General features: G+C 71.7%; 20 protein-coding genes. 11 read left to right on the forward strand and 9 right to left on the reverse strand.

Annotated elements, in window-relative coordinates:
* Positions 1-128 precede the first annotated feature (128 nt).
* Entirely contained in the window at positions 129-1,442 is a 1,314-nt protein-coding gene (locus ACFC1J_RS07400) for a hemolysin family protein (RefSeq protein WP_375904487.1), read from the forward strand.
* Positions 1,439-2,500 carry a hemolysin family protein gene (locus ACFC1J_RS07405; RefSeq protein WP_375903929.1) on the forward strand — a complete coding sequence of 354 codons (1,062 nt, stop codon included), beginning with the start codon at positions 1,439-1,441 and terminating at the stop codon, positions 2,498-2,500. Before ACFC1J_RS07400 ends, ACFC1J_RS07405 begins: the two co-directional genes overlap by 4 nt.
* 121 nt (positions 2,501-2,621) lie before the next feature.
* Here ACFC1J_RS07405 and ACFC1J_RS07410 read toward each other — a convergent pair whose 3' ends face one another.
* Entirely contained in the window at positions 2,622-3,689 is a 1,068-nt protein-coding gene (locus ACFC1J_RS07410; protein ID WP_375903931.1) for an NADH:flavin oxidoreductase/NADH oxidase, read from the reverse strand.
* 108 nt (positions 3,690-3,797) lie between these two features.
* On the opposite strand from ACFC1J_RS07410, the gene ACFC1J_RS07415 reads away from it, so the two are divergent.
* Genes ACFC1J_RS07415 through ACFC1J_RS07435 form a run of 5 tightly spaced genes read left to right on the forward strand, consistent with a single transcriptional unit; the run spans position 3,798 to position 8,405 of the window.
* Entirely contained in the window at positions 3,798-4,754 is a 957-nt protein-coding gene (locus tag ACFC1J_RS07415; protein WP_375903933.1) for an NAD(P)H-hydrate dehydratase, read from the forward strand.
* Positions 4,751-6,109 (forward strand): hypothetical protein, encoded by a 1,359-nt coding sequence (locus tag ACFC1J_RS07420; RefSeq protein WP_375903935.1) that lies wholly within the window; start codon positions 4,751-4,753, stop codon positions 6,107-6,109. The genes ACFC1J_RS07415 and ACFC1J_RS07420 overlap by 4 nt, the downstream gene beginning before the upstream one ends.
* A complete protein-coding gene (locus tag ACFC1J_RS07425; protein ID WP_375903937.1) occupies positions 6,109-6,441 on the forward strand; it encodes an MTH1187 family thiamine-binding protein in 333 nt (110 codons plus the stop codon). Before ACFC1J_RS07420 ends, ACFC1J_RS07425 begins: the two co-directional genes overlap by 1 nt.
* Before the next feature lie 9 nt (positions 6,442-6,450).
* On the forward strand, positions 6,451-7,692 hold the full coding sequence (locus ACFC1J_RS07430; RefSeq protein WP_375903939.1) for an MFS transporter: 1,242 nt from the start codon (positions 6,451-6,453) through the stop codon (positions 7,690-7,692).
* 59 nt (positions 7,693-7,751) lie between these two features.
* On the forward strand, positions 7,752-8,405 hold the full coding sequence (locus ACFC1J_RS07435) for an NUDIX domain-containing protein (RefSeq protein WP_375903941.1): 654 nt from the start codon (positions 7,752-7,754) through the stop codon (positions 8,403-8,405).
* 27 nt (positions 8,406-8,432) lie between these two features.
* On the opposite strand, the gene ACFC1J_RS07440 is transcribed toward ACFC1J_RS07435, so the two are convergent.
* The 3 genes from ACFC1J_RS07440 to ACFC1J_RS07450 form a co-directional block, all read right to left on the reverse strand.
* The gene (locus ACFC1J_RS07440) at positions 8,433-9,641 is read right to left on the reverse strand and encodes a homoserine O-acetyltransferase (protein WP_375903943.1); all 1,209 of its coding nucleotides are present in this window, start codon (positions 9,639-9,641) and stop codon (positions 8,433-8,435) included.
* 189 nt (positions 9,642-9,830) lie between these two features.
* The gene (locus ACFC1J_RS07445; protein ID WP_375903945.1) at positions 9,831-10,814 is read right to left on the reverse strand and encodes a hypothetical protein; all 984 of its coding nucleotides are present in this window, start codon (positions 10,812-10,814) and stop codon (positions 9,831-9,833) included.
* 277 nt (positions 10,815-11,091) lie between these two features.
* Positions 11,092-12,414 (reverse strand): bifunctional o-acetylhomoserine/o-acetylserine sulfhydrylase, encoded by a 1,323-nt coding sequence (locus ACFC1J_RS07450; RefSeq protein ID WP_375903947.1) that lies wholly within the window; start codon positions 12,412-12,414, stop codon positions 11,092-11,094.
* A gap of 238 nt (positions 12,415-12,652) precedes the next feature.
* On the opposite strand from ACFC1J_RS07450, the gene ACFC1J_RS07455 reads away from it, so the two are divergent.
* From ACFC1J_RS07455 to ACFC1J_RS07470, 4 genes are read left to right on the forward strand one after another with little or no spacing between them, the layout of a single operon-like run.
* Positions 12,653-13,465, forward strand: coding sequence for an SDR family oxidoreductase (locus tag ACFC1J_RS07455; RefSeq protein ID WP_375903949.1), 813 nt, complete (start codon positions 12,653-12,655; stop codon positions 13,463-13,465).
* Positions 13,466-13,467: 2 nt separating this feature from the next.
* The gene (locus ACFC1J_RS07460; protein WP_375903950.1) at positions 13,468-14,187 is read left to right on the forward strand and encodes a Type 1 glutamine amidotransferase-like domain-containing protein; all 720 of its coding nucleotides are present in this window, start codon (positions 13,468-13,470) and stop codon (positions 14,185-14,187) included.
* Positions 14,187-14,876: a uracil-DNA glycosylase gene (locus ACFC1J_RS07465; protein WP_375903952.1), complete on the forward strand. Its 690-nt coding sequence runs from the start codon at positions 14,187-14,189 to the stop codon at positions 14,874-14,876. The genes ACFC1J_RS07460 and ACFC1J_RS07465 overlap by 1 nt, the downstream gene beginning before the upstream one ends.
* Positions 14,873-15,433: a GNAT family N-acetyltransferase gene (locus tag ACFC1J_RS07470; RefSeq protein WP_375903954.1), complete on the forward strand. Its 561-nt coding sequence runs from the start codon at positions 14,873-14,875 to the stop codon at positions 15,431-15,433. The genes ACFC1J_RS07465 and ACFC1J_RS07470 overlap by 4 nt, the downstream gene beginning before the upstream one ends.
* 3 nt (positions 15,434-15,436) lie before the next feature.
* Here the strand turns inward: ACFC1J_RS07470 and ACFC1J_RS07475 are convergent, their stop codons facing one another.
* From ACFC1J_RS07475 to ACFC1J_RS07495, 5 genes are read right to left on the reverse strand one after another with little or no spacing between them, the layout of a single operon-like run.
* Positions 15,437-16,231 carry an ABC transporter ATP-binding protein gene (locus tag ACFC1J_RS07475; RefSeq protein WP_375903956.1) on the reverse strand — a complete coding sequence of 265 codons (795 nt, stop codon included), beginning with the start codon at positions 16,229-16,231 and terminating at the stop codon, positions 15,437-15,439.
* Complete coding sequence (locus ACFC1J_RS07480; RefSeq protein ID WP_375903958.1) at positions 16,228-17,016, reverse strand: ABC transporter ATP-binding protein; 789 nt, start codon at positions 17,014-17,016, stop codon at positions 16,228-16,230. Before ACFC1J_RS07480 ends, ACFC1J_RS07475 begins: the two co-directional genes overlap by 4 nt.
* The gene (locus tag ACFC1J_RS07485; protein WP_375903960.1) at positions 17,013-17,939 is read right to left on the reverse strand and encodes an ABC transporter permease; all 927 of its coding nucleotides are present in this window, start codon (positions 17,937-17,939) and stop codon (positions 17,013-17,015) included. Before ACFC1J_RS07485 ends, ACFC1J_RS07480 begins: the two co-directional genes overlap by 4 nt.
* Positions 17,936-18,889: an ABC transporter permease gene (locus tag ACFC1J_RS07490; RefSeq protein ID WP_375903962.1), complete on the reverse strand. Its 954-nt coding sequence runs from the start codon at positions 18,887-18,889 to the stop codon at positions 17,936-17,938. Before ACFC1J_RS07490 ends, ACFC1J_RS07485 begins: the two co-directional genes overlap by 4 nt.
* A gap of 10 nt (positions 18,890-18,899) precedes the next feature.
* Positions 18,900-20,420: an ABC transporter substrate-binding protein gene (locus ACFC1J_RS07495; RefSeq protein ID WP_375903964.1), complete on the reverse strand. Its 1,521-nt coding sequence runs from the start codon at positions 20,418-20,420 to the stop codon at positions 18,900-18,902.
* Between the last annotated feature and the right edge of the window lie 16 nt (positions 20,421-20,436).

Here is a 20,436-nt window from a genome sequence, read left to right on the forward strand (position 1 = left end):
GGATCGGGTATCCGTTCAGCTTCGCCTCCTCCGCCGCACAGTAGAATCGTTTGCACCATGGACGACCCTCCCTCGTGTAGTACATCGCCCCACTGCCCGCTCTCCGCTTCGTCGGAGGTGACACCGTGATGGATTACATCTGGTTGGGCGTGGGGCTTCTGCTCATCGTGGGGACGGGCCTGTTCGTCGCCAGCGAGTTCGCACTGGTCAATCTCGACCGTGCCGATCTGGAGGCGCGACGGGATCGCGGCGAGAGCCGCCTCGGCATGACCATCGCCGCGCTCAAGATCACGTCGACGCATCTGTCGTCGGCGCAGCTCGGCATCACGCTCACCACGCTGCTGACCGGTTTCACGATGGAACCGGCGCTGTCGAACCTGCTCCGTCCGGTGCTCGGCTCGTGGGGGATCCCCGAGCCCGTCACCGTCACGATCGCCGTGATCGTCGCCATGACGATCGCCACGATGCTGTCGATGATCCTCGGCGAGCTCGTGCCGAAGAACTTCGCCCTGGCCCTGCCGGTGGCAACGGCCAGGGTCGTCATCCCCTTCCAGACCGCGTTCACGATGGTGTTCCGCCCCATCGTCTCGCTGCTGAACGGCAGCGCCAACGGCGTGCTGCGGGCGATGGGCATCGAGCCCAAGGAGGAACTCAGCGGGGCCCGCTCGGCGGAGGAGCTGAGCTCGCTCGTGCGCCGTTCCGCGAGCGCCGGCCTGCTCGAGGAGGACACCGCGACGCTGCTGGACCGCAGCCTCGGCTTCGCACGGCTGACCGCGGCCGACGTGATGACCCCGCGGCCCAGCATGCACGCGATCGCGGCGGCGGATTCCGCCGACGACGTGATCGGCCTCGCCCGACGCACCGGCCACAGCCGCTTCCCGGTGTTCGACGAGGACCTCGACGACATCACCGGCGTCGTGCACCTGAAGGCGGCCGTCTCGGTGCCGCGCGACCGCCGCACCGACGTTCCGGTGGGCGCGCTCGCCTCCGAACCGCTGCGGGTGCCGGAGACCGTGCACCTGGACGCGCTCGTGGCGGAGCTGCGCGGCGGCGGCTACCAGCTCGCGATCGTCGTGGACGAGTACGGCGGCACCGCCGGGATCGTGACCCTCGAGGATCTCGTGGAGGAGATCGTCGGCGAGGTGTCCGACGAGCACGATCGCAGCAGGGCCGGCGTCGTGAAGGGCCGCGACGGGATCACCTTCCCCGCGGAGCTGCGTCCCGACGAGCTGCGCGCGAGCACCGGCATCGAGGTGCCGGAGGGCGACGTGTACGACACGATCGGCGGCTACGTGATGAGCGTGCTGGAGCGCCTGCCCAAGGCCGGCGACGAGGTGCCGGTGCCCGGCGGCATCCTGCACGTCGTGCGCATGCAGGGGCGCAGGGTGGACCGGGTCCGCTTCACGCCCGAGGCAGCCTCCGAGGAAGGGGGCGAGCGATGAGCGACTGGGCCGGAATCGCATGGCTGTTCGTGCTGCTCGCCTTCAACGCGTTCTTCGTCGCGGCGGAGTTCGCGGTGATCTCCGCACGCCGCTCGCAGATCGAGCCGCTCGCCGAGCGCGGATCCCGATCCGCGCGCACCGCCCTGTACGCAATGGAGCACGCCACGCTCATGCTGGCGACCTCGCAGCTGGGCATCACCGTGTGCTCGCTGCTGATCCTGAACGTCTCGGAGCCCGCGATGCACCACCTGCTCGCCGCGCCCCTGGGCGCGCTCGGGCTGGCGGAGGGGGTGGTCGATGCGATCGCGTTCATCATCACGCTGGTCATCGTGTCGTTCCTGCACGTGGTCTTCGGCGAGATGGTGCCGAAGAACCTCGCCTTCTCGGTGCCGGACCGGGCCGTGCTGATCCTCGCGACACCGCTGGTGTGGATCTCGAAGGTCTTCTACCCCGTGATCCGCACGCTGAACGCCACGGCCAACGGCGTCGTGCGGCTCTTCCGCGTCGAGCCGAAGGACGAGGCCGCCTCGACGTTCACGCTCGATGAGGTCGCCACGATCGTCGACCACTCCCGGCGCGAGGGCATGCTCGCCGACTCCGCCGGAACGGTCAGCGCGGTGGTGGAGTTCACCGACAAGGACGCGCGGGACGTCGCGGTGCCGCTCGCCGGCCTCGTGACGTTGCCGCTCGGCGCGACCCCCGACGATGTCGAGCGGGCCGTCGCCAAGCACGGCTTCTCGCGCTACGTCATGGTCGACCCCGAGGGCGTACCCGTGGGATACGTGCACCTCAAGGATGTGATCCGCTCGGCGGAGGGTCCGGATGCGGCGGCGAGGGCGGCCGCGCCGATCCCCGCGAAGCGGATCCACCAGATGGTGCCGATGCAGGAGGACACCGACCTCGAGGACGCGCTCGCGATCATGCGGCGCGCGGGCCGCCACCTCGCGCAGGTGCGCGACGCGGCCGGTCGGACCACGGCGATCCTGTTCCTGGAGGACATCATCGAGGAACTCGTCGGCGAGGTGCGCGACATCACCCGTCGCGGCTTCGGGCGCTGATCAGGAACCGTCCGGTGATCGATCCCTGAGCGAGCCGAAGGCGAGACGAACGGCGCTGCGCTCGCTCAGGAACCGTCCTGTGATCGGTCCCTGAGCGAGCCGAAGGCGAGACGAAGGGCGCTCAGCGCCAGCGGGCGCGCAGGTACTGGTCGGGCCAGGCGATCTCGTCGCCGAGCTCGTGGGCGGCACGCAGGCCGAAGTGCGGATCGCGCAGCCACTCCCGCCCGGCGAAGATCGCGTCGGCGGCGCCCTCGGAGAGCACGGCCTCCGCCTGCGCGCCGCTGGTCAGCAGCCCCACGGCGGAGGAGGGGATGCGGCCGCCCCGGCGCACGGCCGCGGCGAGCGGCACCTGATACCCCGGGTGCACCTCGATGCGCTGGTGGGCGACGAGTCCGCCGCTCGAGACGTCGATGAGGTCCGCGCCGCGCGCGACCGCCCAGTCCGCGACCGTGGCGGCCTCGTCCGGGGTGAAGCCGCCGGGGGCGTGATCCGTGGCCGAGATCCGCACGAACACGGGGACGTCCTCGCCCGCGGTCCGGCGCACGGCCTCGGTGACCTCGAGCAGCAGGCGGGCCCTGTTCTCCAGCGATCCGCCGTATGCGTCCTCGCGACGGTTGCTGAGCGGCGAGAGGAACTGGTGCAGCAGGTAGCCGTGCGCGCCGTGGATCTCCAGCACGTCGAAGCCGGCGTCCAGAGCGCGGCGCGCGGCGGCTGCGAAGGCGGTGACGATGTCGGCGATCCCTGCCTCGTCCAGGGCGTCCGGCGTCGCGAACCCCTCGAACGCGATCGCCGAGGGGGCCAGCGTCGTCCAGCCGCCCTCGGCGGCGGGGACGGATCCGTGCTCCTGCGCCCACGGCCACCACGTCGAGGCCTTGCGCCCGGCGTGCGCGAGCTGCACCCCGATCCGCGCGCCGCGCGCGTGCACGGCGTCGACGATCGGCGCCCAGGCGTCGCGCTGGGCATCGTTCCACAGGCCCGCGTCGCGCGGGCTGATCCTGCCCTCCGCCACGACGGCGGTGGCTTCAGCCACGATGAGTCCCGCACCGCCTGAGGCGAACTGCGCGAGGTGCGTGTGGTGCCACTCCTGCGGCACGCCGTCGACGGCGCTGTACATGCACATGGGGGAGACCCACAGGCGGTTGCGCAGGGAGAGGGAGCGGATGGTCAGCGGGGAGAACAGAAGGCTCACGGGACGACGCTACCCGTCGCGGAGGGGGTGCGGGCGCGCGCGGGCCGGATCCGCCCCGGCGGCATCCTGCGGCGGCGCGCACAGCGTCGGCCCAGTACCGTTGACCCCATGCCTTCTCCGTCCGCCGGCGCTCCCGATGCGCAGAACCGCATCGCGTGGACGAGCCGCGACGTCCGCCGCCTGTTGCGCGTGCCGGGCGAACGCGACGACAAGCGCAGCCGCGGTGTCGTGGCGCTGCGCACCGGATCCGACGCGTATCCGGGGGCGGCGGTGCTCGGCGTCGAAGGCGCGTGGCGCGCGGGCAGCGGCTATGTGCGCTACGTCGGACCCCGGCGTGCCGCGGACCTCGTGCTCGCGCGGCGTCCCGAGACGATCGTGACGGATCCCGGCTCCGGTACGGTCCGTGCCGACGCCTGGGTGATCGGCTCCGGCACCGATCATGCGGGACAGGCGGAGAGCGAGACGGCGGCGCTGAGAGAACTGCTCGCCGGGACCGTCCCCGTCGTGGTGGACGCCGGTGCGCTGGCGCTGCTGCCCGCGACGGCGCCGGTGATCGCGACGCCCCATGCGGGGGAGTTCCGCGGGCTTCGGGCGGCGCTCGGGCTGGATCCGGTCGACGCCGAGACGCTGCAGGATCCGGCGCGGCGCGCGGATGCCGTGCGCGAGACCGCCGACGCGCTTGGCGGCACCGTGCTGCTGAAGGGCGCGACCACGCTCATCGCGGACCCCGGCGTCGCGCAGGCGATCGCGGTGGACGCGGGCACGGGGTGGCTGGCCACCGCCGGCACCGGAGACGTGCTCGCGGGCGTGATCGGCGCGCTCCTGGCGGGCCGCGCCCTGAATCCGGTGACGCCCCTCGCCGAGGTCGCCGCGACCGGCACCTGGCTGCACGGAACCGCCGGCCGCATCGCCGCGGAGGTCGGCGCCCGCCGCCCGGGCCACCCCATCGTCGCGCTGGACGTCGCCGAGGCGCTGCCGGCCGCGTTCGCGTTCGCACTCGCCGCCGACGACGCCGGGGCCGACGACATCGAACACCACGAAGAGACAGAGGAGGGCCGCGCGTGAGCGGTGCCGAGCCGACGGGCGCGACCCGTGCCGAGCCGACCAGAGGCGCCGTGCGGCGCGCATCCACGACCCTGCGCAGGGCCGGTCTGCCGCTCACCGTGCTGTGGCTGGCCTTCGTCGTCGCGCATCTCTACGTCGCGACCATCGGCTGGGTCATGCCCGCGCTGCCGATGGGCGACACGGTGTTCGTCTACGAGCCGTGGGCGCGGAACGCCCTGGGCGGGGGCGCGATCGTCGGGGTCACGGAGAGCTGGGTCTACCCGCAGCTCGCCCTCGTGCCGATGCTCATCGCGCAGGGACTGTCGCAGCTCATCCATCCGCTTTTCCCCGGGTCGTACGCCGTCGGATCCGCGAGCTACGTCGTCGCCTGGTCGATCCTGGTGACGGCGCTCGACGCGGTCGGATTCGCGTTCCTGCTGCGCGGCACCGCGGCGCGACGCAGCCGGATCCGCCGCGGCGCGGCGCTGCTCTGGATGGTGGCGCTCGTGCTGCTCGGCCCCATCGCGATGTTCCGGATCGACGCGATCACCGTGCCGCTCGCGGTCATCGGCGGGCTGTGGCTGTTCTCCCGCCCCGCGGTCGCGAGCGCGCTGTTCACGATCGGCGCCTGGATCAAGATCTGGCCCGGCGCCCTGTTCGTCGCGGCCCTCGCGCTGCTGCGCGGCAGGATCCGCATGATCGTCTCGGCCGCGATCGTCACGTTCGTCGTCGTGCTGGGGCTCGTGCTGCTGGGCGGATCCAAGAACCTGCTCGGCTTCCTCAGCCAGATGAGTGGTCGGGGGCTGCAGATCGAGGCGGTCGGCGCGACGCCGCTGCTCTGGCTCACCCAGGTCGGTGTGACACGCATCCAGTACGACCGCCAGATCCTCACCTTCCAGCTCGCGGGCCCCGGCGTCGACCTCGTCGCCGCGCTGCTCACCCCGCTCATGGTCGTGGGCGTGGTCGCCGTGGCGGCGCTCGCGCTGTGGAAGCTGCGCGCCGGCGCCTCGGCGTGGCGCCTGCTGCCGGCGACCATGCTCGCCCTCGTCGCGATCCTGATCGCATGCAACAAGGTGGGCTCGCCGCAGTTCCAGGTGTGGATGCTCGCCCCGCTCATGCTGTGGTGCCTGTTCGACGGGCCGCGCGTGCGGATCCCCGCGATCCTCGTGCTCGTCGACTACGCGCTTACCCAGGCGGTCTACCCTGTCGTGTACGACCACCTGCTGGCGGCCGAGGCGCTGCCGATCGCCCTGCTGAGCGCCCGCAACATCCTGGTCGTGGTCATCTGCGTGATCGCGATCCGCGCGATCGTGCGTACCCCGGTCCGCCGCGCCTCGTCCCTCGCCCTCGAACTCCCCGAAACCCGGAGGTCCTGATGCTCGTCGCCTTCTCCGTCGCCCCCAGCGGATCCGCCCCCGAGCGCGCGGAGAGCGCCGACGCCTCGGTGCACGACGCGGTGGCCGCCGCCGTGGCGGTGGTCCGCGCCTCCGGCCTCGCGCACCGCACCACGAGCATGTTCACCGAGATCGAGGGTCCCGACTGGGACACGGTCATGGATGTCGTCAAGCGCGCCACCGAGGCCGTGATGCCGTTCGGGTCCCGCGTGTCCCTCGTGCTCAAGGCCGACATCCGCCCCGGCTACACCGGAGAGATCGACGGCAAGATCGAGCGCCTCGAGCGCGCGATCGAGGACTCCGGCAGCCTCTAAGCTGGACGGATGAAACCCTCGAGCCTCTCGAGGGGTGCGGCGAAGCGGGCGCTCCTCTCCCTCGCCATCGGCAGCTTCGGCATCGGCATGACCGAGTTCGTCGCGATGGGCCTGCTGCCGAACATCGCGCAGGACCTGCTGCCGGAGCTCTGGGCGCAGAACCCCGACGAGGCCATCGGCCGCGCCGGGATCCTGGTGTCCCTCTACGCGCTGGGCGTGGTGCTCGGCGCACCCACGATCGCGGGCCTCGTCGCGCGCTTCCCGCGCCACAGGGTGATGATCGGCCTCGCGATCGCGCTCACCCTCGGCAACGGTCTCGCGGTGGTGCTGCCCACGTTCGAGACGGTCGGACTCGCGCGCTTCATCGCGGGGCTGCCGCACGGCGCCTACTTCGGGATCGGCGCGCTCGTCGCCTCCGATGTGCTCGGCCCCGGCAAGCGGGCCAAGGGTGTGGCCTTCATCCTGACCGGTCTCACGATCGCGAACGTCGTCGGCGTGCCGGCGGGCACCTACCTCGGGCAGCACGTCGGCTGGCGCAGCGCCTTCCTGGTCGTGACGATCGTGTTCGCGCTCGCCACGGTGTGCATCGCCTTCTTCGTGCCGGAGCACGAGGGGGATCCCGGCCGCACCTTCCGCGCAGAGCTGCGGGTGTTCCGTCGTCCCCAGGTGTGGTTCGCGCTCGCGACAGGAGCGATCGGCTTCGGCGGCTTCTTCGCCGTGTACAGCTACATCGCGCCGGTCGTCACGGAGCGGGCCGGAGCGCCCGAGTGGATGGTGCCGGTCACGCTCGTCGTGTTCGGCCTGGGCATGACGGTGGGCAACCTGCTCGGCGGCTACTTCGGCGACCGCAATCTGCGTCTCACGCTGCTCGTCGGCCTCGGCGCGATGTCCGTGGTGCTCGTGCTGCTCGCGATCCTGTCGTTCTCGATCTGGCTGCTCGTGCCGCTCTCGTTCGTCATGGCGCTGCTCTCCTCGATCCTGAGCCCGGCGATCCAGACCCGGCTGATGGAGGTCGCGGGCGACAACCAGTCGATCGCGGCGGCGCTGAACCACTCGGCGCTGAACATCGGCAACAGCCTCGGCGCCTTCCTCGGCGGACTCGTGATCGCGTGGGGCTGGGGCTTCGCCGCGCCGTCCTGGGTGGGGGCGGGACTCGCCGTGGTCGGCCTCGGTGTCGCGATCGCCTCCTATGCCGTGCAGCGCCGCTTCCACACCGAGACCGGATCCGTGCGGGTGCGCGACCTGGTCTGAGCCGGTCCCGACCGCGAGGCCGTTGCGAGCGGCGCATCCTGGCGGCCTAGCATGGGCGGATGAGCGCCGCCGAAGACGAGGACCTGCCCGTCGCGGGCACCGCGGTGATCCTGCGCGACGGGACGCGCGGGGTCGAGGCGCTCCTGATGCGCCGTCCGGACCGCGGCTCATTCGCGGGCGCCTGGGTGTTCCCCGGCGGCATGCTCGAGCCCGGCGACTGCGTCGAGGGGGCGGAGGAGAGCGAGGACGCCGGGCGGGCGGCGTTGCGCGAGACCGCCGAGGAGGTGGGTCTCGCCCTGGAACGGCTCGTGCTGCTCTCCTGCTGGGTTCCGCCGGCGGGGATCCCGAAGCGCGTGCGGACCTGGTTCTTCCTCGCGGAAGATCCCGCCACAGGGGCGATCGCGGCGGAGGACGAGGCGGTGGACGTGCGCTGGTTCGCGCCGGAGGCGGCCCTGGCCGCGAACGACGCGGGGGAGATCTCGCTCATGCCGCCGACGTGGCGCACGCTGCACGGGCTGCGCGACGCGTCCACCGTGCAGGACGCGTTCGCCCTCGCGCGCGTGCCGGATCCCGCCGTCTTCCGGACACGGATGGAGCGTACCGAGACCGGCACGATCTTCTACTGGGACGATGACGAGCTCGCCGGGGGAGCATCCGGCGCGCGCGATCGGCTCGTCGCCGAAAAGCCGCTCTGGCGGTACGAGCGGGGCTGAGTCCGTGCGGCGTGGCAGCGCCCTTGTTCAGGATGCGAGCAGGCGTCCCAGGTGCCTGCCGACGTCGTCGGTCTCGATGAGGAACCCGTCGTGGCCGAAGTCGCTCGCCAGCACGACCGCCTCGTTCCCGTCCAGCGTGTGCGGGATGCCCCGGGCGATGCGGTGCTGGCCGTCCACCGGGAACAGCCGGTCGGTGTCGATCCCGAGCACGAGAGTCGTCGCCGTCACTCGCTTGAGCGCGTCCTCGACGCCGCCGCGGTCGCGTCCGATGTCGTGCGAGTTCATCGCCTCCACGAGCGTCAGGTAGCTGTTCGCGTCGAACCGCCGGGTGAACTTGTTGCCGTGGAAGTCGAGGTAGCTCTCGACCGCATAGCGTCCGCCCTGGCCGAGCGGCGACACGTCGGACTGCCAGGAGCGCTGGAACCGCTGGTTGAGCTCGATCGGGCTGCGGTAGTTCAGCAGTGCCATGCGCCGCGCCAGGGCGAGGCCGCGGTGCGGCCCTTCGCCGACGGGCGCGTCGTAGTACTCGCCCCCGGCGAAGCGCGGATCCATCCGCACGGTCTCGAGCTGCACGAAGTTCAGGGCGAGCTGGTCGGCGGTCGTGATCGGGGGTGAGGACAGGATCGCCAGCCGCTCGACGCGCTCCGGATGGCCGACGGCCCACTCCAGGGCGTGCATGCCGCCCATGGATCCGCCGATCACCGCGCCCCAGCGCGCGATGCCGAGCGCGTCCGCGAGCAGCACCTGTGCGGCGACCTGGTCGCGGATCGTGAGGTACGGGAAGCGCGAGGCCCACTCGTAGCCGTCGGGCGCGATGCTGGCGGGGCCCGTGGATCCCTGGCATCCGCCCAGCATGTTCGGGGCGATCACGAACCACTCGTCGGTGTCGATCGCGCAGCCGGGGCCGACGATCTCGCCCCACCATCCGCTCGTCGCGTGCCCACGGCCGGCCTCGCCGACGACGTGGCTGTCGCCGGTGAGGGCGTGCAGGATCAGGATCGCGTTGTCGCGCGCCTCGTTCAGCTCGCCCCAGGACTCGTAGGCGAGCCGGATCAGCGGAAGCTCGGCTCCGCCCTCGGTGCGGAACGGTCCGAAGGCCTCGAACCGGCGGTCGCCGGCGGGATCCCCGTCGCGCCAGGCGCCGGTGGACGGCGGGCGGGCGCGCAGCAGGCGGGCGTCCGCCTCCGACACGCGTGCCGAGGGCACCGTGTCCTCCGAGGTCGTCTGCCAGTCCATGGATCCATTCTCCCGGGTGAGGGACGGTGTGCGCGGAAGGTTACGGTCCCGCGGGTGTCGGTGCGGTGGGTGCGGGCTGGTGCGGTGCGGGCCGGTTGCGTCGGCGCCCCCTCGCAGGATCGGCGCCCCCTCACAGATGCGTTCCCCTGAGGGGGCGTGGACGCTCAGAGGGGGCGTCGAGCTGTCGCGTCAGGCGGGCGGGCGGACGCCGAAGGCCTGGAGGCGAGCCGCGAGCGCGTCGGGAGTGCGGACGTGGCGATCCTCCCAGCGGGCGAAGCGCCAGCCGGTGACACCCCGGATGTCGTCCTCGCGACGCTTCTCCGCGAGCACCGCGTCCTCGGCGCTACGCGTGCTGCGGACCTCGGGATCCACGTACTTGCCCTGACCGTCGAACTCGCCGAAGACCCGGTTGCGCGGGAACCCGAAGTCGATCCAGTACTCGTCGCCCCCGGATCCGATCACGTGCGGCTGGAGTTCGAGGCCGGTGAATCCGAGGCGGTGCAGCTGCAGCCGGCTGACGCTCTCTCCCGGCAGCTGGGCGCGGCCGTCCGCGAAGTCGAGGATCCAGCGCGCCCGACGGACTCCCCGGGACCGGACGGCGGCGGCGCGCAGGGACAGCCGCCGGTGCCAGTCCGCCGCGCGGTCGGGATCCTGTCGATGCCGCTCGACGGCGACGCGCCTCAGCGCGGCGTCTGCGGCAGGCAGAGCTGCTCCGGGCGAGGTGGTGCAGGCGAGGTCGAGCACCGTGCGGTCGAGTGAGGTGCAGCGGAGCCCGTCGACGTCCACGAGGTCCGCGTCGTCGATCCCGACGCCGTGCTGCGCGATGCCCGCGCGCGTGCGGCCGTGCCGCGCACCGAGGATGACCGTGTGCACCCTGTCGGGGGCGAGACGGTACAGCGGGAGGCCGAGGAGCACGGCGGCGGATGGTCCCCAGAAGACGGGACCGGGGGGATCCGCATTGAGATGGGCCGCCATCACGACGAGGAGGTGACGACCCTCGCTCCAGAGTGCGTCGTGCGCCGCCGCCTCGACGTAGCGGTCGCGCCGCACCCGGATCAGCCGGCGGTCGGCGACCAGCGAGTGGATCTCCCGCGGGGTGTATCCGGAGTCCAGGAGTTCCTCACGCGTCTGCAGCAGATCGCGTGCCTGGGTGAGGCCTATGGTCGTCTTCATCCGCGCAGCCTGACGGCCGGCGCATGCGGACGGCGCGCCGCCCCCGTGATCGCTGCGAAGTCCGCGTCGTCCCCGACCTGTGCGGACCGACCGCTCCCGCACGACCCGCCTTGCGCCGACGCCCCCTCACAAGATCCACGCCCCCTCGCAGGTACGCATCTCAGAGGGGGCGTGGATCCTCAGAGGGGGCGTCGGCGCGCAGGGCAGCGAGAGTGCGCGCACACAAGAGGGGGCGTCCCGGATCCGAAGACCCAGGACGCCCCCGCTCAGGGATCGGTCAGGCGCGGGCGGCCTCGGAGACCTTGCGCGCCGCGATGAGGGCCTGGTCGAGGTCGGCCTTCAGGTCCTCGATGTTCTCGAGGCCCACCGAGAGGCGCACGAGGCCCGGGGTGACACCCGCGGTGAGCTGCTGTTCGGGGGTGAGCTGGGCATGCGTGGTGGAGGCCGGGTGGATGACCAGCGAACGCACGTCGCCGATGTTGGCGAGGTGGCTGAACAGGGACAGGCTGTTCACGAACTCGCGGCCGGCGTCGACGCCGCCCTTCAGCTCGAAGGACAGCACGGCGCCGACGCCCTTGGGGGCGTAGGTGTTCGCGGCCGCGTACCAGGGCGAGGTGGGCAGGCCGGAGTAGTTCACGCTGGCGACGTCGTCGCGGCCGTCCAGCCACTCGGCGATCTCCTGGGCGTTCTGCACGTGACGCTCGATGCGCAGCGACAGCGTCTCGATGCCCTGGATGAGGTTCCAGGCGCTCTGCGGCGCGATCGCGGATCCGAGGTCGCGGAGCAGCTGCACGCGGGCCTTGATGACGTAGGCGAGGCCGTCGCCGACCGCGGCGGTGTAGCTGGCGCCGTGGTACGACGGGTCCGGCTCGGTGAGACCCGGGAACTTGTCCACGTTCTGCGACCAGGCGAAGGATCCGCCGTCGATGATCGCGCCGCCGATCGTGGTGCCGTGGCCGCCGAGGAACTTGGTGACGGAGTGCACGACGATGTCCGCGCCGTGCTCGAACGGGCGGATCAGGTACGGGGTCGCGATCGTGTTGTCCACGATGAGCGGCACGCCGGCCTCGTGCGCGGCGTCGGCGACGCCCTTGATGTCGAGGACGTTGATCTGCGGGTTGCCGATGGTCTCCGCGAAGAACAGCTTGGTGTTCGGGCGGACCGCGCGGCGCCACTCCTCGATGTCGTCCTGGTTCTCGACGAACGTGACGTCGATGCCGAGCTTGGCGAGCGTGTACTTGAAGAGGTTGTAGGTGCCGCCGTAGATCGAGGAGCTGGAGACGAAGTGGTCCCCGGCCTGGGCGATGTTGAGGATCGCGAACGTCGATGCGGCCTGCCCGGAGGAGAGCACCAGGGCGCCGGTGCCGCCCTCGAGCGCGGCGAGGCGCTGCTCGAGCACGTCCTGCGTCGGGTTCTGGATCCGGGTGTAGATGTTGCCGAACTCGGCCAGCGCGAAGAGGTTCGCCGCGTGGTCCGCGTTGTCGAACACATACGACGTGGTCTGGTAGATCGGCGTCGCCCGAGCCTTGGTGACGGGGTCGGGCGCAGCGCCGGAGTGGATCTGCTTGGTCTCGAAGCGCCAGTTCTCCGCAGCGGTCATGATGTCTCCTTCATGGATGCGCGACACCGGAACCGCGTCGCAGGGCAGTGCGCCGTTGTTCCTCGACGGGTGCGGGGAACGGTGGCGTTGCATCGAGAGTACGAACAGGCGGGCGCTGTCAACAAGGCGTGAGAAATGTGACGTAACACGCCCCTGCCGCGGAATCCCGGGGATCCACGGGAGTGATCCGGCGCGATCGGTCGTCGAAGCGCGCTCGCGGATCCCGTAGCGTTATCGCATGGTGAACAGCGTGACGAACGACGGTCCCCAGAACAGCAGACGCGCGGTCGTGACCGGTGCGAGCACCGGAATCGGCGAGGCGGCGGTACGGGCGCTGCGGGCGAGCGGGTGGGACGTCGTGGGCGTCGCACGTCGCGAGGACCGTCTGCAGGCGCTCGCTGCGGAGACCGGATCCACCGCGTACGCGGCCGACCTCACGGATGCCGACCAGATCGCGGGTCTCGCCGAGCACCTCGCGCAGACCGGTCCGCTGCACGCGGTCGTGCACGTCGCCGGCGGAGCACGCGGCACGGAGCGGGTCGAGGACGGATCCGCGGAGAAGTGGCGGTGGATGTTCGAGGCGAACGTGCTCGCGGTGCAGCAGCTCACGGCGGCGCTGCTGCCGCAGCTGCGCGCCGCGGCGCGGGACGGCGGTCACGCCGACCTGCTGTTCCTCACCTCGACCGCGGCGCGTCAGTCCTACCCGGGCGGATCCGGCTACAACGCGGCGAAGGCCGCGGAGTCGATGATCCCGCAGGTGCTGCGCCAGGAGCTGAACGGCGAGCCGATCCGGGTGACCGAGATCGCACCCGGCCTCGTGCACACCGAGGAGTTCACCCTGCGCCGGCTGGGCGGGGACGAGGTCGCCGCCGAGGCGGTCTACTCGGGCGTGGAGGCGCCGCTGGTCGCGGAGGACGTCGCCGACGTGATCGCCTACGCCCTCAACGCGCCGGCGCACGTGAACCTCGACCTCGTCGTCATCCGCCCGGTGGCACAGGCCGCCGCGCACCTGCTCGCACGAGGGCCGCTGCGCCCGCGAGGAGAGGACTGACCGTGGGCGTGCACCTGGTCGGCGGCGGTTTCGGCCGCGCCGCGTTCGCGCCGTTCACAGCGGAGGCGACGGCGCTCGCCGCGGCGGCGGGACGCGAGCGGCCGTCCGTCGTGGTGGTGACCGTGCGCGAGGACGCCTCGACGACGCATGCGGGCGACCTCCTGGACGCGCTCACCGCCGACGGGGCGGCGCCCATCGACCCCACGGTCGTGGCCGTGGGGCTCGACGACGTCGTGGATCCCGGTGTGTTCGACGGCGTCGACGCGATCGTCATCGGCGGGGGCCTGACTCCCGCCTACCACTCCGCTCTCGAGGCCGGATACGACGTCATCCGCACCGCGGTCCAGGCCGGCACCCCGTATCTCGGGTTCTCGGCGGGCGCCATGATCGCGGCCGAGCGCGCGATCCTCGGCGGCTGGCGGATCGGCGAAGTCGCGATCGCGCCGGAGGAGACCGCGGAGGACCTCGACGAGATCACCGTCGTCTCCGGGATCGGCCTCGTCGACGTGGCGATCGACGTGCATGTCGCGCAGTGGGGCACGCTCAGTCGCCTGATCGCCGCGACCGAGGCGGGCGCGATCGACGGCGGACTGGGGATCGACGAGAGCACGGTGCTCATCGCGGACGCCGAGGGATTGCGGATCGCCGGAGAGGGCAGCGTCTGGCGCGTGTTCGCCGGATCCGAGGGCGTGACGGTCTCGAGCGACCGGGCGGTGCTCTGATGCCGAAGTCGCTGACCGAGCTCGCCGCGGACGGCCTGCTCGACGAGGGCTGGGCCGAGGCGCTGGCGCCCGTCGCCCCGCTCGTCGCGGAGCTCGGCGACCGGCTGCGCGCGGAGAACGCGGCCGGACGGGGCTATCTGCCCGCCGGCGAGAACGTGCTGCGCGCCTTCTCCCGCCCGCTCGCGGACGTCAAGGTGCTCATCGTCGGGCAGGATCCCTATCCCACCCCCGGGCATCCGATCGGACTGTCCTTCGCGGTGGACCGGGCCGTGCGCCCGCTGCCGCGCAGCCTCGGCAACATCTACCGGGAGCTCGAGACGGACCTCGGCATCGCACCCGCGCCGCACGGCGACCTCTCGGCATGGAGCGACCAGGGCGTCATGCTGCTGAACAGGGTGCTCACGGTGCGGCCCGGCACGCCCGCCTCGCACCGCGGGTGGGGCTGGGAGAAGGTCACCGAGCTCGCGATCCGCGCCCTCGTGGAGCGGGACGTCCCGCTCGTCGCGGTGCTGTGGGGCCGTGACGCCGAGGGGCTGCGGCCCATGCTCGGCGAGACCCCGATCGTGTCCTCCGCGCACCCGTCGCCGCTCTCGGCGAGCCGCGGATTCTTCGGATCCCGGCCGTTCTCCCGCGTCAACGCGCTGCTCGAGGAGCAGGGTGCCGCCCCCGTCGACTGGAGGATCGCATGAGCGACACCCCGACCGTTCCGCAGACCGGCGCCGCGGCGGAGACGACGCAGCCCGCACCCGCCGCGCAGATCCGTGCGGCGCGGACGGAGGACCTCGCCGCGGTCCGCGACATCTACAACCACTACGTGCGCACGAGCACCGTCACCTTCGACGAGGAGGAGACAGAGCTCTCGGTCTGGGAGCACAAGCACGAGCTGCTCGCCTCGACGGGGCTGCCGTTCCTCGTCGCGGAGGATGCCGACGGCGCCGTGCTCGGCTTCGCGTATGCGCAGCACTGGCGTGCGAAGTCGGCCTATCGGTTCAGCGCCGAGAACACGATCTACCTGAGCCCCGAGGCCGCAGGGCGCGGACTCGGGAAGACGCTGCTGGAGGCGCTCCTGGACGCGTCGGCGAGGGCGGGGTTGCACGAGCTCATCGCGGTGATCGAGCCGACGGCGGCTGCGGCCTCGATTGCGATGCACCGCCGGTACGGCTTCGTGGACGCCGGGCATCTGAAGGGCGTCGGCGTGAAGTTCGGCCGCACCCTGGACGTGCTGTTCCTGCAGAAGTCGCTGTAGGGCTCAGCGCCCCGGGATGACCGGGATCGCCGCGAGCAGCCGCTTCGTGTAGTCCTGCTCCGGGTGGCGCAGCACGCGCGCGGTGGGACCGTGCTCGACGATCCGGCCGTCCTTCATCACGGCGACGTCGTCGCAGAGGTTCTGCACCACGCCGATGTCGTGCGAGACGAGCACGAGCGTCATGCCGTCGCGGCTGAGTCCGCGCAGCAGGTCGAGGATCTGCGCGCGCACGGTGACGTCCAGAGCCGACAGCGGCTCGTCGCCGATGAGGATCCTGGGGTGGTGCGCGATCGCCCTGGCCAGCGCCACGCGCTGACGCTGACCTCCGGAGAACTCGTGCGGATAGCGCGATGCCGCGTCTGGGGCGAGGCCGACCTGGGCCAGCACCTCGGCGACCCTGACACTGTGGTCGTCGTCGATGTCGAGCGCACGCAGCGGTTCGGACACGATCCGTCCCACCGACTGCCGAGGATCCAGCGAGGCGTACGGATCCTGGAAGACGAGCCCCGTCTCGCGGCGCAGCCAGTGCAGCGCCCGTGCCGAGGCGGAGGCGTCCACCGGGCGTCCGTCGACGTGGATGGTCCCCGAGGTCGGGCGGTCGAGCCCCAGCAGCAGCCGGATCAGGGTGGACTTCCCGGATCCGGATTCGCCGATGATGCCGAGTGCCCGGCCCGCGGGGACGTCGAGGTCGACATCGTCCAGCGCGACCGTGCGGGCGCGGCGGCCGAACGGCTCCTTCCTGGCGGCGAGGTACTCCCGGCGCAGCCCGCGGGCGCGGATCAGCGGGTTCTCGATCATCCCTCGTCCTCCCCGCGCCACAGGGTCGCGGTCGCGTCGCGCAGCAGGCCCTGCGTGATCGGCGACGCCGGCGCGGTCAGCAGCGTGTCGAGGGGCCCGGACTCGACCACGCGGCCGTCGGCGAGGACCACCGCGTGCGTGGCGACCTGCGCGAGCACGGCGAGGTCGTGCGTGATGAACACGAGCGACATCCCGTCCGACTCCACGAGCGACAGCAGCAGCCGCAGCACCCCGGCCTGGATCGTCACGTCCAGCGCGGTCGTCGGTTCGTCCGCGATGAGCAGGCGCGGCCTCGCCGCGAGCGCGATCGCGATCGCGGCGCGCTGGCGCTGGCCTCCGCTCAGCTGATGCGGGTAGCGGTCCACGATGCGCTCCGGATCCGGCAGCGCCACGCGGGCCGCCTCGGCGACCGCGCGCACCAGGGCTGCTCGGCGATCGATGCGCTCGTGGATCCGGATGGTCTCCGCGATCTGACGGCCGATCGTGCGGATCGGGTTGAGCGCCGTCCGCGGCTCCTGGAAGACCATCCCGATCTCGTCGCCGCGGATCCCGGCGAGCTCGCGGTCGGGCAGGTCGAGGATCTCGCGGCCGTTCCAGCGCACGCTTCCCGACGCGGACGCGCCGTCGGGCAGCAGCCCCATGAGTGCGAGCGCCGTGAGCGACTTGCCGGATCCCGACTCGCCGATGAGACCGACCCTCGCGCCGTCGGGCACAGCGAACGAGACGCCGTCCACGACCCTGCCGCCATCGATCTCGATCACGAGGTCGGTCACCTCGAGCGTCATGCGGTGACCTCCGGCAGACGGGGCACGCCGGCGCGCGCCCGGCTCGACGGACGCCGTCCGGTGCGCAGCGTGGGATCGGTCGCGTCGCGCAGCGCGTCGCCGAGCAGGTTGAACGCGAGCACCGTGATCGTGATCGCGAAACCGGGCCACACCACGGTGAGCGGGTGGATCTGGATGTAGCGCTGCAGGTCGGCGAGCAGGATGCCCCAGGACGGGTCGACGACCGACGCGCCGAAGCCGAGGTACGACAGGCCGGCCTCGGCGAGGACGGCCGTCGCCATGGCCCAGCTCAGCTGCACGATGAACACGGGGGCGATGTTGGGCAGCAGATGCTGCACGAGGTTCTGCAGGGGGCTCAGCCCTGAAGCCTTCCCCGCGATGACGAAGTCGCTGTGCTGCACGCGGCGCAGCTCGGGGCGGGTGACCCTGGCGACGTTGACGCCGAAGCCGATGCCGACGGCCCACACCACGACCCAGAGGGATCCGCCGTGCACCGTGGAGATCAGCATGGCGATGATGAGCACGGGGAATGCGATGAGGACGTCGACCAGCACGGCCACCGTCTCGCGCACCCAGCGCGCGGTGAGGGCTCCGAGCGCGCCGAGCGCGAGCCCGACCAGCGTCGCGATCACGCCGGCGCCGACCGCCACGAGCACGGTCGTGCGCGATCCGGCCATGATCAGGCTCAGGATGTCCCGGCCGGTGAGGTCGGTGCCGAGCAGGTGCGGCCACCCCGGCGGCAGCCAGCGCGACGCGACATCGGTGGCGCGGGGGTCGAACGGCGTCCAGAACAGCGACACCAGCGCGGTGGCGAGGATCGCCGCCACGACGACGAGCCCGAACAGCCCGGCGGCGGAGGAGCGGAGGCGCCGCAGCACGCTCGGCCGGCCCCCGGAGTTCGGGGAGGCCTGATTCCGGCTCATTCGTCCGCCTCCCGCTGCCGGGGGTCGAGAGCGCGGTGCACGAGGTCGACGATGAAGCCGATGATGAGCACCATGCCCGTGAGCACGAGCAGTTCGCCCTGCACCTTCACGAGGTCGCGCGTGCCGACGTCGGCGACGAGCATGCGCCCGATTCCGGGCAGCGTGAACAGTTGCTCGACGACGACGGATCCTACGATGATCCCGGCGACCTGGATGCCGAGCACCGTGATGATCGAGAGGCCGACGGCGGGGAGCCCGTGCTGGATCAGGGCGCGATTGCGGGTGAGGCCCTTCGCGGCGGCGGTGCGCACGAAGTCCTGCGACGCGGCCTGGAGGGTCGCGCTGCGCACGAAGCGCAGCAGCAGCGCCCCCTCGATCGCGCCGATCGTGAGCGCGGGGAGGATCAGGGACTGCAGCGCCGCTCCCGGATCCGCCCAGCCTCCGCGGGGGAAGCCCTGCGCCGGCAGCCAGCCCAGCCACACGGCGAACACGACGACGAGCATCATGCCCGCCCACACGACGGGGACGGCCGCGATCGCCTGCGCCGCGGTGTTCAGCGCCGTTCCTGCCGCCCGCCCCCGCAGCATGGCGGATCCGATGCCCAGGGGCACGGCGATCACCAGGGCGATGAGCAGTGACAGCGTCGCGAGCGGCAGCGTCACCTGGGCCTTCTGCGCGAGCTCGGCGGCGACCGAGGCGCCGTTCAGCTGCGACGTGCCGAGATCGCCGCGCAGCACGCCGCCGATCCAGGCCAGGTACTGCAGCACGAGCGGCTGATCCAGTCCCAGGGCCTTGCGGATCGCGTCGACCTGCGCCGGCGTCGCCTTGTCGCCCGCGAGCAGCTGCGCCACGTCGCCGGGGAAGACCCGCAGCGCGAGGAAGATCAGCACGCTCGCGACGAGGAGCCCCGCGATGAGCAGGGCTCCTCGAGTGAGCGCATAACGGAGCACAGAGCCGAGGCTACTTCGAGACGGTCACGCCGCGCAGGTCGAGCCGCGAGTTGATCGAGTCCTTCGGGAAGCCGTCCACACCGGGGCGCACCGCGGTCAGCGTCTGGTCCTCGTACAGCCAGTCCGCGGCGGCGTCCTTCGCCACGATCTCGGCGGCCTGGGAGAGCAGGTCGGCCGACTTCTTCGCGTCCAGTTCGGTCTGCGACTGGGAGTAGAGCTTCTGCACCTCGGGGTTGTTGTAGCCGAAGTAGTAGTCGGGGTTGGCGAAGTTCCCGAAGTCGCGCGGCTCGACGTGCAGCACGAAGCTGAGGTCGTAGTCGTGCTTGGTGTACACGCTGTCCAGCCAGGCGGGGAACTCGACCGAGTTCACCTTCAGGGTCACGCCCACCTTCTTGAAGTCGCTCGTGAGCAGCTGGGGGACCGTGGTGCCGTAGAACGAGGGGATCGTGAGCGTGAGCGCCAGGTTCTCCTGGCCGGCCTCCTTGAGCAGCGCCTTGGCCTTCTCCGGGTCGTACGGCGCCGTGCTCGACAGGTCCTTGTAGCCGGGGTCGAGCTGGGGGATGGGGCCGTACAGCGTGGTGCCGACGCCACGGGCCTCGATGATCGCCTTGTGGTCGATCGCCAGGCGCAGCGCCTCGCGGACGCGCTGGTCGTTCAGGGGCGCCTTGGCGTTGTTGAACGCGAGCGTGCCCTTGTCGGTGGTGCGACCCTTCGTGAGGGCGAAGGTCCCATCGAGCTGGGGGGCGAGGTTCGCGTCGACCGCGGTGAGCACGTCGAGCGTGCCGCTCTGCGCGGCGTTCACCCCGGCGGTGAAGTCGGGGATGTAGTCGAACACGATGCTCTTCACACCCGCCTTCTTCCCCCAGTAGTCGTCGTTGCGGGCGAAGGAGAGCGAGTCGCCCTTCTTCCACTGCGTGAGGGTGAACGGGCCGGTGCCGTTCTCGGCGGCCTGCAGATCTGTCGTGTCGCCCTTCTGGAACACGAGCCCCGCCGTGCCGGTGAGGCTGAACAGGAAGTTCTGGCTCGGCTGCGTGAGCGCGATCACGACGGTCTTGTCGTCCTTCGCCGTGATCGACGCGACGTCGGCGAGGTCGGCGTGCCCCTGCACGGTCTTGTCGTCCTTGGCGGTCTGCAGGGAGGCGACGACGTCGGCCGAGGTGAGCTTCGCTCCGCTGTGGAACGTGATGCCGTCGTTGAGCACGAACGTGTAGGTGAGCCCGTCGGACGAGATCTCGTGGCTCTTCGCGAGCCGGTCGATGATCTTGTTGTCCTGGGTGCGGCTGACCAGGCCCTCGTAGATGTTGTCGACGAGCACCTGCTCGAGGGCGGCACCGCTGGTGTGCCGGATGTCGAGGCTGGACGGTTCGAGCACGAGTCCCACGGTGAGCGCCGCGTTCGGGTCGGCGGCGCCCGCGGCGCTGCTTCCGGAGGGGGCGGGGGAGCCGGTGCAGGCGGACAGCATCAGGGCGGCGGCCGTTAGTCCAGTGAGCAGGGCGACGGCGGCGCGGCGCGGGGCGCGGGTGCGGTGCATGCGGGGGATCCTCTCG

The organism is Microbacterium sp. NPDC056052 (assembly GCF_042266785.1).
Taxonomy (GTDB): Bacteria; Actinomycetota; Actinomycetes; order Actinomycetales; family Microbacteriaceae; genus Microbacterium.